The sequence below is a fragment of the Streptococcus caballi DSM 19004 genome (assembly GCF_000379985.1).
Taxonomy (GTDB): Bacteria; Bacillota; Bacilli; order Lactobacillales; family Streptococcaceae; genus Streptococcus; species Streptococcus caballi.
This window is the reverse complement of the sequence record NZ_KB904096.1, coordinates 67,850-80,268: the sequence shown is the minus strand read 5'-3', so window position 1 is coordinate 80,268 and position 12,419 is coordinate 67,850. Positions and strand designations below refer to the sequence as shown.

The window sequence follows — 12,419 nt, the reverse complement described above, 5'->3', positions numbered from 1 at the left end:
TATTCCTCTTTATTTTTTTAGACAAGCTTTGTTATTTTTCAAAAATATTGCCAAGTTCCACTTTGACTGTATTATTTTTTACGTCAATTTCTGAAACGCGGAGCAAAGATTTGTAATTCATCTTATCACGCTTTTCCTGAGAGTTTTCAGCGAAGACGGCAACACCAACTAACGTACTGTCAAATTCTGTTAACAGACTGACCATACCTGAGATAGTTCCACCACCTTTAAGAAAGTCGTCAACAATCAAAACACGGCTATTTGGCTTAAGACTGCGTTTTGACAAGAACATTTTTTCGATGCGGTCACTAGATCCTGAGACATAATTGACAGAAACAGTTGAACCTTCCGTAATTTTAAGGTCACGACGGACTATAACAAAGGGGACATTTAAAATATTAGCGACAGCATTTGCCAGAGGAACTCCCTTGGTTGCCACTGTCATAACAGCGTCAATCTCTTCATTTTTGAAAGCATTAGCAATAATTCGTCCCACACTTTGCAAAATTTTTGGCGTGCTCAAGAGATCAGACAGGTAAATGTAGCCCCCAGGTAGAATACGATCGCTCTCTGACAAGCGTAGCCGGAGGTCTTCCACAATAGCCTTGGCGTCTGCTTCTGCGATGCTAGGTGTAAAAATAACACCTCCACTCGCTCCCGTAACAGTTTTGATTTCCCCAATGCGGCTTTCTTCAAAAGCTTTTTTAATGATGGCAATATCTTCAGAAATGGATGATTTGGCTGCCTCGTATTGACTGGCAAAAGTGTTGAGGCTGGTTAATTTATAAGGGTTGTTAATCAAGTAATTGGAGATGACAACCATGCGTTCACTACGTCGTAATTTCATAAGTTCTCCGTTTTGTAGATTCTTTTTTGTCATTATATCATAAGAAGACGAAAAAAACGAACAAAACTAGCTGAAATGTCCGTTTTTTGCTTATTAAAGCCTTGGTTTATAGAAAGATCGGTTGTCCATAGCGAAAATACGGCTGGTCATCTCGCCTTGATCAATTTGACCGAGGGCAGTCATCATCATCATCATTTCAGCATCAATATTATCAATCATATGAATGATTTCAGCTTCCATAATGCGTGGTCTGACAGGACTACCGTATTCGAGAAGGCCATGGTGGCTTAGGATGACGTGGCGAAGTACAGTTACCTCTTCCTTGTCGTCGTCAATATTTAATTCAACAATAACCTTGGTCAATTCTTCATCAATGAGGGCAATGTGACCAATAAGATTACCTTTGACAGTGTATTCTGTATTGTCAGGACCTGATAGTTCAATCACTTTTGCCAAGTCATGGAGCATAATTCCTGCAAAGAGTAAACTTTTGTTTAAATCAGGATAAACATCACTAATGGCATCTGCCAAACGAACCATCGTAGCCGTGTGATAGGCGAGACCTGATTCAAAGGCATGATGATTAGTTTTTGCGGCTGGATAAGTATAAAATTCCTTATCAAATTTGCGGTAGAGCGCACGTACAATACGTTGCCAAGTAGCATTTTCAATCTTGAACATCATTTGTTCAAGGTATTCTTTAACATCAAGTACATCAATAGGTGATTTTTCCTTAAAATCGCTTGGATTATTGGGTTCACCGTCACGCGGATTGCGCAAGCTGATTTGATTAACTTGAGGCATGCCATTGTAGACTTCTCTGCGGCCTTTCATGAAAACGACCTTACCTGCGACAAATTCTTTAACATTGTAAGGCTGGGCATCCCAAAGATTGCCTGAAATTTCGCCTGAATCATCTTGGAAAGTGAAGGACAGATAGTCCTTACCCGCTCGTGTCTTACGCAGCTCTGCTCTTTTTATCAGATAAAAACCTTCAAAAAGCTCATCTTTCTTCATTTGGTTAATTTTCATTGTCTGCCTCATCTTCTAATGGTGGGAGGTTAAGGAGCGAGCTAGTTGCTTGATCCTGATAATCTTCTACAGTGTTTAAAGCACGAATAATGGCATTGGTTCTGGTGGTTAAAAGGCTGTCAATGCTCTTGCTGGCTGTATTTAATTGTTTTTGAGCCTTGGTCAGCATGTTGCCAAACTTGCCGAATTCAACCTTAACATTCCCCAAAATCTTGCTAATGTCATCAGCGTTTTTCTGAATATTCAAAGTCTTAAAACCGACTGATAGCGAATTGAGGAGGGCGGATAAGGTTGATGGACCAGCTACCACTATATTTTCATCTCGACGCAGACTGTCAAAGAAGGCAGCGTTGCGTACCACCTCCGAATAAAGACCTTCTGTCGGTAAAAACATAATGCCGAAGTTGGTCGTTTCGGGCGGATTTAGGTATTTAGCGTTAATATCCTTGGCAAAACGCTTAATGCTAGCCAAAAGCGACTTACGGTGCAACTCAATCTGACCTTTGTCACCCAATTCATAAGCATCTTCCAAGCGATAATAAGCTTCCAAAGGAAATTTGGAATCAATAGGTAGATAAACATAGGTACCATCGTGAGTGCCAGGTAATTTAATAGCATATTCGACACGCTCTGACGACCCTGGCACCGTTGCAAACTCACGTTCGTACTGGTTTTCAGTCATGATATCCTCGATAATTTGCCCCAATTGCAATTCACCTAAAATACCACGTGTTTTAGTATTAGACAGCACCTTATTGAGACTGCCAACATCTTGGGCAACAGATTTCATCTGACCCAAGCCTTGATTGACTGATTCTAACTGCTTGGAGACTGTTTCAAAGGAAGCCTGCAAACGATTCTGCAAGGTCTGTTCTAATTTTTCTTCAACAGTTTGACGCATTTCCTCCAAACGTTTTTCATTGGAAGCCTGCATGTCCTTAACCGACTGAGTCAGGTTATTATTAATAACTTCTAAGCGCTTATCCGAGCGGTCTCGATTTTCGCTGAGATTTTGATGAAGAACATCACGCAAATCGTTGAGCTGGGTAAAAAGGTCATTTTGCAGGCGGTTAAGCTGATTAGTCAGAGCCAATGCCTGGTCTTTCTGTGCCAAATCCAGTTGATAGGAGACTTGGTCTGATAAATTATCAGCATTGTCATCCAATTTTTGCTCTAACTCCTTTTGTAGCTCTGCTATTTTCATCAAAAGAAAAATGATTAAAACGAGACTGGCTCCTACCAGCAGTAATATAATAACTTGCATCTCAACTCCTATCCTTGCTGTAAATCACAATCAGGTAACCACGGTCAAAACGAACTTCAATCGGTTGTCCTGCGAACTCATTACTGGAATAAACCTTTTTCTGGAAGAAATTCTCAGCTGTTAACTCATACTTAGCACCCAAAATGGTTAGTTGGGCATCGCCATCTGTCATAAAAGAGACATAGGCCATACCCTCTTTAGGAAAAATGCTGTGCTGGCCTGCAGGGTAGAATTGGATAAGGTTTTGCTGATCTACTAAACTGAGCTGCTGCATAAACGGAGCTAGTGCAGGATCGCTGGGCAAGAAAATGTTGGACATCATGTGATCAATCCGTCCACCGAAGGCTCCAAAAACGCTGACCTGAGCCTGAGGAAACTGGGTGAAGACTGTCTTCAAAGCCAGTTCCGTGTCCGTATCATCTTTTTCAGCTGGTGCTTGGATCATCTGACCCGCAGCAGCTGAAATTCGGGCAAAATCACCCTCAGAAACTGAATCAAAATCCCCAACAGCCATATCCAAAGAAAGCCCATTTTCAAGTAAAAACAGGCTTCCGCGGTCAACACCAACCAGATAATCAAAATCAGTAGTGACACCTGACAAATCACCACCTGCAAAGAGGGCAATTCTAGTCATTGAGAGCCACACGGAGTGTTTCTACTTGGGCAGTCAGATCTTGTGCTTTAAATAGATAAGAGCCTGCCACAAAAACATTAGCACCAGCATCATAACAAGCTTTGATAGTTTGATTATCCACACCACCGTCTACTTCAATGTCATAATGGTAGCCTTTTTCATCGCGGAGTGTAGCTACTGCTGCGACCTTCTTTAAAGCTTCTGGAATAAAGGCCTGACCGCCAAATCCTGGATTAACAGTCATGATGAGCACTTGGTCAACCAAATTAAGGACTGGAAGCAAGGCTTCAACAGGCGTCCCTGGATTAATGACAACGCCAGCTTTAAGTCCAGCTGCTTTAATTTTCTGTAAAGTACCATGAATATGTTTAGTCGCCTCAACATGAATGGTCATAATATCTGCACCAGCTTGTGCGAAAGCCTCAACATAACGTTCTGGGTCAACAACCATGAGATGGCAGTCAAAAACCAATTTAGAATGTTTGCGCATGCTGGCCACAACATCAGCACCAAAACTAATGTTAGGCACAAACTGACCATCCATGATATCAATGTGAACATATTCAGCACCAGTAGCTTCTATTCGCTTCAATTCACTGGCAAAGTTGGCATAATCAGCTGCGAGGATTGATGGAGCGATTTTATTATTTGACATAAGAGACCTACTTTCTTTTGATGGTTTTTTTATACGTTTCACGACGGTTCTCAATCTCACTAAGAAATTGAAGGTAGTTATTATAGCGAGATTGCCAGAGCTGACCTGTTTCTAGAGCGACTTTGACCGCACAATATGGCTCATGAGTATGGGTACAGGAGCGGAACTTACAAGAATGACTGAGGTGCCTAATTTCTGGAAAGGCCTCATTAAGATCCTCAACATTGTCTACCTCATAATCAAGGGACGAAAAGCCAGGTGTATCTGCGATTTTCCCACCGTAAACATTGTAAAAGCTAACTGCACGTGTGGTATGACGCCCACGACCCAAAGTTTCCGAAATCTCGCCGGTTTCCAGCTCTAAATTTGGTGCAATTGTATTGAGCAGGGTTGATTTGCCAACGCCGGTTTGCCCCATAAAGACTGTGATCCTGGCCTTTAACAGCGGCAGCAACTCATCAAGGGAATAACAAACATCATAGCCAATTTCCTTGTAATGCTGGCGAAATTCATCCATCTCAGCTCTGCTATTGAGCAAGTCCAACTTAGAAATATAGATAACGGGCTTGATAGCCTTGTGCTCTAAGAGAACCAAAAAGCGATCCAGTAGATTGGCATTAAAATCAGGCTCCTTGGCAGACATAATAACAACTGCCTGATCAATATTGACGATGGGGGGGCGAACCAAGCTATTTTTTCGGTTCTGGATGGCTAAAATGTAACCTTCCGAGTTTTCCTTCGCTGAAAACTCTACCCAGTCTCCCACGTAAGGTGTTTGACCTTTTTTTCGAAAATTACCGCGTGCGCGTGTTTGATAAACCCGTCCATTGGCTTCCACATAGTAGAAACCAGCTAGGGATTTGATGATTTGACCTTGCAAATGTACTCCTATTAATTTTAAAATTAATGATTTGGCCTTTATCTTAAGTGGTGAGGTCATTGCAAACTAACTCTTTGATAACCTAAGAAAGCTTCCTTATTAGACACTAATAAGATCTTTCAAGGCTATCACAAGAGTGGATTTTGCAACTAAAGGTTTGAACCCAAGGTCTCAAACTTCCCCACTTACCACCACGGCGACAAAGGATGCCTTAAGGCAAGTTCTTCTTCACTTGATGAGAACTTGCTTTAAGCAGAGCTGTTATAGTTGTCTGCTTTGTTTTTGAATGTGAACATCAAGTACCCTTATTATAGCAAAAAAAGGTGTTTAATTCAGTAGCTAAACAAAAGATTTACAGTTGGGGTGAGGCTAAGGCTTGATTAGCCTATTTTCCACCTGATTTAAGGTCATGAAAATTTACATTTGTCTTTTTTGAGAAAAAGGGTATAATAGTAATGTACCTTGCGGAGGTGGTGGAACGGCAGACACGCATGCTTCAGGCGCATGTGCCCATACGGGTGTGAGGGTTCAAATCCCTTCCTCCGCATCTTTATAGGACTAATAACTTTGCTGCTTGTGCTTGAGAAACTTCTGTTCATTCTTTGCATCACTGCTCTGTTATTAGTCCTTAACATTTTAATCTCACATATTTCTTCTGGAAAGGTGGCCCAGCTTGGTACGGCACCGGACTCGAAATCCGGCAAGTGGATTTTATTCACGCGCGGGTTCAAATCCCGTCCTTTCCTTATAACAAAGGCTAATTTCAGAGATGAGGTTGGCTTTTTATGTACACTCTTTATCTAAGAGCCCATGTTCATACAACCTTCGGATAATCCAATTGGCGCCAATCCGATTTTGACAATTTTAGTTCTCCGTAAACGTTGAACTGTACTTATCCGAGGTGTGACTGGTACATCAAGGACCGTTTACGACTTAAAAACGACTTTTTATGATTTCTGTCACCCTTTTCTTCTTATTGTGATATAATAGTTGCAAAAACAAGGAGACATTTACTATGAAAAATACATCAACTCACTTTTCAACACTTGACCAATTTTCTGAACTAAGTGCCGAAGAACTGGAAATGACAAAGGGTGGTGATACACACCTTCTAGCTGGATTATGGGATTGGCTGAGAAAAACTAATCCCAGAGTACCTGATAAACAAGCTTAAAAAGTCTGGGTTTAAACCTAGACTTTTTTGATATGCACTGTCTGTCTAAACAGATGATTTTTACTAGATGTTTGAATAGTAAGGTTAGAATAAGTAGTAACCATGTGGTTGACTGTTGTTAGACCGACACCGCGCCCAATACCTTTACTACTATAGTTCTTTTTAAAAATCAAATCTACAGGGATACGTTCGTCTTTAGTTGTATTTTCAATAACAAAAGTATAGCTGTCATCTTGATCAAAATAGGCTATTTTTATTTGAGGATGTTCTGCTTTAATCGCTGCCTCAATCGCATTGTCACAAAGAATAGACAATAAACGAACATAATCCAATAAAGAAATATCTGGGGCACCAATAAGATTTCGAACTTCTACGCTAATGTCAATACCTAGTGAGTGAGCTTCCAACATTTTAGTGGATAAAATACTCTTGATAGCATCATTTTCAATATTAGACAGGTGGCTTATCTCGAATTTACTATCATTAAAAAAATAACCAGATTCTTCTAAAACAGTTTCATAAGTTTTCCTAACCATTGCCATATCATCTCTATCAATACCTTCCTTCAAGCTTGTCAAAATATTGATATAGTCATGACGAAAGCCTCTTACCTCTTGGTAAAGGCTCTCCATTTGTTTACTGTAATCTGATAATGCTTGTAACTGCTTCTCCTTTCCCAAGACAATCTCATGCTCTAACCATGTCTGGTAACTACGATTAAGATAAAAAAGCATTAAGATGAAAAAGAAAAGGTACAGTCCAGCCATCCATTGCCGATAAAGGAGAGTAGATACATTTCCCTGAAATTCTGCTCCCGTGAGAAATTCCATAACTATATAATAAAAAATCATTGTAATGTTGGTAAAAATTAGTATTTTACGTAATTTTGTGATTTCAGTCATGTTTACAAAATTTTGAAAATTGACCTTTGACATTTTTATTAACAAAAAATAAATCGCTAAAATCAATAGTTCTATACTCAAAAATAATAAGGTGTTATTACTTATATCTACATAGTTAAAATGAAAAATTGGCAAGATAAAAAAACTAATGGTTCGTTTCAAGATACTTTCAATAACAAAAGGAAAAATACCATAAAAAATATGAACAATTAAAGGAATTTTTCTTTCGACATCTTCAAAATAAGATATACAAATTAAAACCAAAAAATTACAGAAAATGAAGTAAAACCAAGAACGATCCGTAATAGTAAAAATAGTAACAGCTAATAAAATTCCTTTCTTTGTTAGAGGAGTTCCTTTAACATGAGCAAAAATTACTAAAATAACAGTATCAACTATTAATGATGTTATAACCCAATCTAACATTTTACCTCTCCATTATCCAATTTTCTCCTGTAATAATTTCACCTTAGCCCTAGCTACAGGACAGGTTTCTCCCATCTCAAAATAAATGAGCTTATACCTCATATCAAATCTAGCGATATTATCCACATTAACCACAAAAGAACGATGACATCTAAAAAGACGTTCATCTGATTTTGCCACTTCTGCTATGGTCGCATAAAATTCTGTACGTTCGTTCTTAGTGTGCAAAATAACACGATGAGGTGCTGGTGACGTTTCAAAAAATAAAATATCATCATAAGCTACCCGCACTTTGGCTTGTGGGGTATGAAACAAGTAGGAATGTTCACCAAAGTTTCCCTCTTGGCGCTTGACAGCCTCTTTAAGACAAGCGAATAAGCGCTCGTTAAACGCTTCTTCGTTTAATCCTTTGTCAATAAAGTCAATAGCACCTACTAAAGATTGATAGGTTAAGAGCATGAATTCAGAATGTGTCGTCACAAAAACAATAATAGCTGTGCTATTTTTTTTACGAATAGCTTTAGCAACATCAATCCCTTGCTGCTCTTCACCTTTAATTTCTAAATCAAGAAAGAAAATTTGATGTTCACCATTACCTGCTACTGCGATGATTTCATCAGGATTAGATGAAATCTCCAAACACCGATAATGCCAGTTATTTGATTCCATCACAAGATTAATAGCACGCTCCATTCGGAATTGTTGGGGAATATCATCTTCGAGTACAAAAATATCCACGTCTTCCTCCTAACTATATTGGCCTTATTTCTTGATACTATTATAAACTATTTTCCTCTCTCACAACCAGCAAAGTCGTAAATGGTTCAAAATAGGTCGTGAACGGTCATCGCGATACAAAAATCCCCGCCATTTTTGACAGGGTGAAAATAATTAAAAATAAAATTGTCATGACAAACACCTAATTTAGTCAGATGGTGGCACCACCTCTTCTGATTGAATAGTTTTTTTACGCTTAGCTTGGGCTTTACGACGTTGTAACACTTCCGCAAAGTCTTTTTTGACTTTTTCAACCAGTGTATATAAAGAACTGTAAGACGTATCTTCATCATAATCAACAAGATTTTCCAAATGGCTACAGAAAAGACGATAACTTTTGTTCATGGTTTCTCTGATTTCTTTTTTATTGGATGATGATTTGACCAGTTCTTCTTGTTGTCGACTGAGATAGAGTTGATAGGTCTTTTGATGACTTTCTTGGAGATTTTGGACATATTCATCTACCCTCAGAGTTTCTACTGCTTGAGCATATTCTTCTGAGGCTAATTTCGTCAGAAGAGATTTTATCACCCCATTCGTTTTTTCTAGTCCTGAGCTTTGAGCATCATTATGCTTTTTCAATAATTCATTTAACAGCAGATAAGCATCCTTTTTCTCCACCAAACGACTAACCTTGGCAGGCTTAATGGCATCTTTAAGCGCTTGAAGATCTGCCCTACGTAGTTTTTGTGATTCTGCCAGTTGTTGGGAAATATCAGATTTACGGTTTTCCTTAATCGTTGCTGCCAGTTGTGGGAGTAATTTTCTTAGCTTATGCGCTTGACTAACGATGATTTCATCTGTTCCCAACGTCAAGTTTTCCCTATCAATGGCATCAAAAGTTGTTGAAATCAACTCTGTAAATTCAAGACGTGGCAATGATTGTGGTTGAATAGATTTTTGTGACATATTCTTGTCTCCTTATCCTAAAAAACAGTAGAAGATTTTCTTCTCTATCTATTTATTCGTAAGACAAATAAAAAATCTGAAAAAAGTTGGTTTTTTTGAGAAATTTTTTTAATGTGCTGAACTAATTTTAGTTGAGAAGATTATTTTTCCAACTATGTTCAACCAAAGTTGGTTAAGAACAGTTGATTTTTAAAATGTAGTGAACAAAAGTTAGTTGAGACCATTTGATTTTTACAATCTAGTGAACAGAAGTTAGTTGAACACTTTTCCATTTTCAAATGACCTGAGCTAACTTTTGTTTAGATTGTTTGAATTTCTCATTAACTTCTCAAAACTTTTGATCGTACCTTTCAAGATGACTTCATCTGATCAAAAAAGTTGACCGCGCAGGACAACTTTTCGTTTTTCTCTTTTTCTGTCAACATCGCAAGGATCAAGCTGTCTCCTTTCACTGAAATATCGTCTTTATAAACTGTCTTGGGCGTTATGGCATGGTAGTCAGCTCTTTGTCACCGTGTTTCTTTTGTGATTTTGATAGTTCTTTTCCGCTACGAAATAAGGAGATTAGTTGATTTTAGTCTTCTGATTTCATCATTTTTGATAAGCCAAGTGTGGCTAAGCTAAGTAGGATAAAAAGGATCTTTAAGCTGTAAAAATTTCTTTTTTCTTCACCAGTATTTGGAAGAGTTGTTGGGGTAGTTTTTGTGGTTACTACGGTGCTTGTTGGAGCTGGAGTTGATAGAGAAACAGATTGTGCTGATGCTGGGCTTGTCTGCATGGTCGTTGGTCGTCCTTGATTAAAGATGGCTGTATCTTGCGAGGCAGGTCTTTCTTCTGTAATCTCATCTTTTGTGCTATTATCCTGATGATCATCTGTTTGAGATTCTTCTGGGTTAATTCCTAAGAAAAGGTAATCATAGAGCTGTTGAGCGCTAACGCCACCACCAACCCATCCTGATAAGAGTTGTCCATTTTGCAATCGTAAAATAGTAGGAGTTCCTGGAATTCCCACCGTTTCATAAAGGAAAGCACGCGCATTATCATCAAAATCTGCACTATCTGTATTATAATATGCCAAACCCTCATCTAGCAGCGTATTGAACTCTTTTAGTTCTGGTGAAAATTGGCGGCAGTAATAACAAGTCGGACGACCAATATAGAGGACATGCTCCTTATTGTCTTTGGTAAACATGTGATACACATCAGAAATACCAACAGCATTAAAATCAGCAACGTTTTCTTCATATTGTTTAACCGTTACATCATCAGTACCAGTTTCTTCTGCTTCATCAGCAGCAACTGGTGTGGTATCTTCTGAGGTTTGGGTAGTAGGTGTTGTCTGTACTTCTGGAGTCGTTTCAGCTGGGAGAGTATTATCCTCAGCTTTAGCAACAACTGCTTGATTTTCTTCCGAAGACGGTTCTGTTTCAATAGCCGTAACCGCTGATTCGATACTTGATGATGAAGTCTCTGTGCTAGTCACACTAGTTTCAGATTGATTAACAACTTCAATAGTTGAACTAGACGAAGTCGCCTCATCGTCAGCAAAAGCTGTCAATGCTACTATACTCAATAAAGCAGATGATAATAATACAACTGATTTCATACGTTTTAAGGTCATAAATAACTCCCTTTCTTTTTGAAAAAGGCTGATAGTGTTCCTAGCTATCAGCCAAAAGTAGTTTTACTTAGTCGTTACCAAAAGATATATTCCTGCTATCAAGAATAAAGTTTCTAACGATACTGCTTAATTAGGAATACTATAAGTTGGGTAGAAAAGTATTTATTAAAATCCTTAGGCTTAGTCTTTAATAAATTTCAACCCCCAAACTAATAAACCTGCTATAACAATACATATAAAAGCGCCTATATACCCTATAACTTGTTGGTACGTTTCTACTGCAGTTACGCCCCTATACAAGCCTATAAAACCAAAAATCAAGGCAATCACGATGAAAGAAATCTGCATAGCTTTAGCATGAAAATGAGTATTTTCTTTTGCCTGTTCTAGTTTAATTTCCTTTGTAAAGTAAATAGTGATTCCCATATTAGTTGTCAAAATTAGTATTATAACTACTTTAGTTAGTAAAGGAAGGGTAAAAAATTCCTGCGATAAGAATATACTAAGTATACCTATAATTGGTAACTGACCCATTAAACATCTGATAAGTAATAACTTATCTAACCTAGAAAGATGATATTTCATAGTTATACCTCTTTTCTTTGAAAAGTGGCACACCACCTAGCAAGTAAATGCTCCTCCTACTCCAGCAACACATTTCCAACCTCCACCTTCAACGGCTGAAAGTTCTACTTCGTTCATGACACCAAATTGTTCAAATGCTTTTGTATTCATAATGACTGCCTCCTTGTTAATTTATATTTCCGGAAACAAGTATAGTATAACCCTTTTTTTAAAAAATGAACGCCTAAGTCGTAAAAGGGCATTTTGAGTTCCTAAACGGTAACATTTTGATTAAAACAAAAGCTGATAGGCAAAAAGTATGCCGCCAGTTTTATCGAACATTTAAAGCAGCTTTAAACTGTAGTTTTAGACATAAATGAGAATTATAGAGGGTCTTCTTCAATAATTTGATAATGTTTCTGAAATTGTTTTTTTGAAACAACACGATGATTAGTAACATCTAAAAAATCTCCGATATATCCCACAGGGTAAGAGGCATAACCAGGGTAACTCAGTAAGCTGATTTTCAAATTAAATTTCATAGACGGATTTATTCCACTCATAGAAATCACTAATTTATCATCGTTCCATCTCAGATATTTTTGTTTAAAAGCTTGCTGAACCCATGCTGGTTGTGCATTCGTCTTACTTATTTCCCATACATCAGATAGATGACCATTATATAATGCTTTCATAATGTACATACCTTATTTCTTTTTGCTAAAAAAACCTTA

Annotated in this window: 14 protein-coding genes and 2 tRNA genes; 3 read left to right on the top strand and 13 right to left on the bottom strand. The window is 38.1% G+C overall.

Annotated features, from left to right (window positions below):
* Positions 1–31 precede the first annotated feature (31 nt).
* The 6 genes from purR to rsgA form a co-directional block, all read right to left on the bottom strand.
* Entirely contained in the window at positions 32–847 is an 816-nt protein-coding gene (purR, locus tag A3GS_RS0108500; RefSeq protein ID WP_018364992.1) for a pur operon repressor, read from the bottom strand.
* Positions 848–940: 93 nt separating this feature from the next.
* Positions 941–1,879 carry a 3'-5' exoribonuclease YhaM family protein gene (locus A3GS_RS0108495; protein WP_018364991.1) on the bottom strand — a complete coding sequence of 313 codons (939 nt, stop codon included), beginning with the start codon at positions 1,877–1,879 and terminating at the stop codon, positions 941–943.
* Positions 1,869–3,143, bottom strand: coding sequence for a DNA recombination protein RmuC (locus A3GS_RS0108490; protein ID WP_018364990.1), 1,275 nt, complete (start codon positions 3,141–3,143; stop codon positions 1,869–1,871). The genes A3GS_RS0108495 and A3GS_RS0108490 overlap by 11 nt, the downstream gene beginning before the upstream one ends.
* 1 nt (position 3,144) lies before the next feature.
* Complete coding sequence (locus A3GS_RS0108485) at positions 3,145–3,777, bottom strand: thiamine diphosphokinase (RefSeq protein ID WP_018364989.1); 633 nt, start codon at positions 3,775–3,777, stop codon at positions 3,145–3,147.
* Positions 3,770–4,432, bottom strand: a complete 663-nt coding sequence (gene rpe / locus A3GS_RS0108480; protein ID WP_018364988.1) for a ribulose-phosphate 3-epimerase — start codon at positions 4,430–4,432, stop codon at positions 3,770–3,772. The genes A3GS_RS0108485 and rpe overlap by 8 nt, the downstream gene beginning before the upstream one ends.
* A 7-nt stretch (positions 4,433–4,439) precedes the next feature.
* Positions 4,440–5,312: a ribosome small subunit-dependent GTPase A gene (gene rsgA / locus A3GS_RS0108475; RefSeq protein ID WP_018364987.1), complete on the bottom strand. Its 873-nt coding sequence runs from the start codon at positions 5,310–5,312 to the stop codon at positions 4,440–4,442.
* A gap of 464 nt (positions 5,313–5,776) precedes the next feature.
* Between rsgA and A3GS_RS0108470 the strand changes: the two genes are divergently transcribed.
* The 3 genes from A3GS_RS0108470 to A3GS_RS0108460 all read left to right on the top strand — a co-directional run bounded on the left by A3GS_RS0108470 (position 5,777) and on the right by A3GS_RS0108460 (position 6,486).
* Positions 5,777–5,859 (top strand) — tRNA-Leu (locus A3GS_RS0108470).
* 110 nt (positions 5,860–5,969) lie between these two features.
* Positions 5,970–6,058: transfer RNA gene (locus A3GS_RS0108465), tRNA-Ser, on the top strand.
* A gap of 269 nt (positions 6,059–6,327) precedes the next feature.
* Positions 6,328–6,486, top strand: a complete 159-nt coding sequence (locus A3GS_RS0108460) for a ComC/BlpC family leader-containing pheromone/bacteriocin (RefSeq protein ID WP_018364986.1) — start codon at positions 6,328–6,330, stop codon at positions 6,484–6,486.
* 17 nt (positions 6,487–6,503) lie between these two features.
* Here the strand turns inward: A3GS_RS0108460 and A3GS_RS0108455 are convergent, their stop codons facing one another.
* From A3GS_RS0108455 to A3GS_RS0108420, 7 genes are all read right to left on the bottom strand, one after another.
* Positions 6,504–7,814, bottom strand: coding sequence for a sensor histidine kinase (locus A3GS_RS0108455; protein ID WP_018364985.1), 1,311 nt, complete (start codon positions 7,812–7,814; stop codon positions 6,504–6,506).
* Between the two features lie 12 nt (positions 7,815–7,826).
* On the bottom strand, positions 7,827–8,552 hold the full coding sequence (locus tag A3GS_RS0108450) for a LytR/AlgR family response regulator transcription factor (protein ID WP_018364984.1): 726 nt from the start codon (positions 8,550–8,552) through the stop codon (positions 7,827–7,829).
* Positions 8,553–8,738: 186 nt separating this feature from the next.
* The gene (locus A3GS_RS0108445; protein WP_018364983.1) at positions 8,739–9,500 is read right to left on the bottom strand and encodes a DUF6261 family protein; all 762 of its coding nucleotides are present in this window, start codon (positions 9,498–9,500) and stop codon (positions 8,739–8,741) included.
* Between the two features lie 574 nt (positions 9,501–10,074).
* The gene (locus A3GS_RS0108435; protein ID WP_018364982.1) at positions 10,075–11,121 is read right to left on the bottom strand and encodes a DUF6568 family protein; all 1,047 of its coding nucleotides are present in this window, start codon (positions 11,119–11,121) and stop codon (positions 10,075–10,077) included.
* 180 nt (positions 11,122–11,301) lie between these two features.
* Positions 11,302–11,706 (bottom strand): hypothetical protein, encoded by a 405-nt coding sequence (locus tag A3GS_RS0108430; RefSeq protein ID WP_018364981.1) that lies wholly within the window; start codon positions 11,704–11,706, stop codon positions 11,302–11,304.
* 36 nt (positions 11,707–11,742) lie between these two features.
* Complete coding sequence (locus A3GS_RS0108425) at positions 11,743–11,856, bottom strand: Blp family class II bacteriocin (RefSeq protein ID WP_018364980.1); 114 nt, start codon at positions 11,854–11,856, stop codon at positions 11,743–11,745.
* 212 nt (positions 11,857–12,068) lie between these two features.
* The gene (locus A3GS_RS0108420) at positions 12,069–12,380 is read right to left on the bottom strand and encodes a hypothetical protein (RefSeq protein ID WP_026216336.1); all 312 of its coding nucleotides are present in this window, start codon (positions 12,378–12,380) and stop codon (positions 12,069–12,071) included.
* Positions 12,381–12,419: the final 39 nt, after the last annotated feature.

Bases quoted from the DNA above. Each gene is read 5' to 3' on its own strand.
- purR (WP_018364992.1), bottom strand. From the start codon at position 847: ATGAAATTACGACGTAGTGAACGCATGGTTGTCATCTCCAATTACTTG.
- A3GS_RS0108495 (WP_018364991.1), bottom strand. From the start codon at position 1,879: ATGAAAATTAACCAAATGAAGAAAGATGAGCTTTTTGAAGGTTTTTAT.
- A3GS_RS0108490 (WP_018364990.1), bottom strand. From the start codon at position 3,143: ATGCAAGTTATTATATTACTGCTGGTAGGAGCCAGTCTCGTTTTAATC.
- A3GS_RS0108485 (WP_018364989.1), bottom strand. From the start codon at position 3,777: ATGACTAGAATTGCCCTCTTTGCAGGTGGTGATTTGTCAGGTGTCACT.
- rpe (WP_018364988.1), bottom strand. From the start codon at position 4,432: ATGTCAAATAATAAAATCGCTCCATCAATCCTCGCAGCTGATTATGCC.
- A3GS_RS0108460 (WP_018364986.1), top strand. From the start codon at position 6,328: ATGAAAAATACATCAACTCACTTTTCAACACTTGACCAATTTTCTGAA.
- A3GS_RS0108455 (WP_018364985.1), bottom strand. From the start codon at position 7,814: ATGTTAGATTGGGTTATAACATCATTAATAGTTGATACTGTTATTTTA.
- A3GS_RS0108445 (WP_018364983.1), bottom strand. From the start codon at position 9,500: ATGTCACAAAAATCTATTCAACCACAATCATTGCCACGTCTTGAATTT.
- A3GS_RS0108435 (WP_018364982.1), bottom strand. From the start codon at position 11,121: ATGACCTTAAAACGTATGAAATCAGTTGTATTATTATCATCTGCTTTA.
- A3GS_RS0108430 (WP_018364981.1), bottom strand. From the start codon at position 11,706: ATGAAATATCATCTTTCTAGGTTAGATAAGTTATTACTTATCAGATGT.
- A3GS_RS0108425 (WP_018364980.1), bottom strand. From the start codon at position 11,856: ATGAATACAAAAGCATTTGAACAATTTGGTGTCATGAACGAAGTAGAA.
- A3GS_RS0108420 (WP_026216336.1), bottom strand. From the start codon at position 12,380: ATGAAAGCATTATATAATGGTCATCTATCTGATGTATGGGAAATAAGT.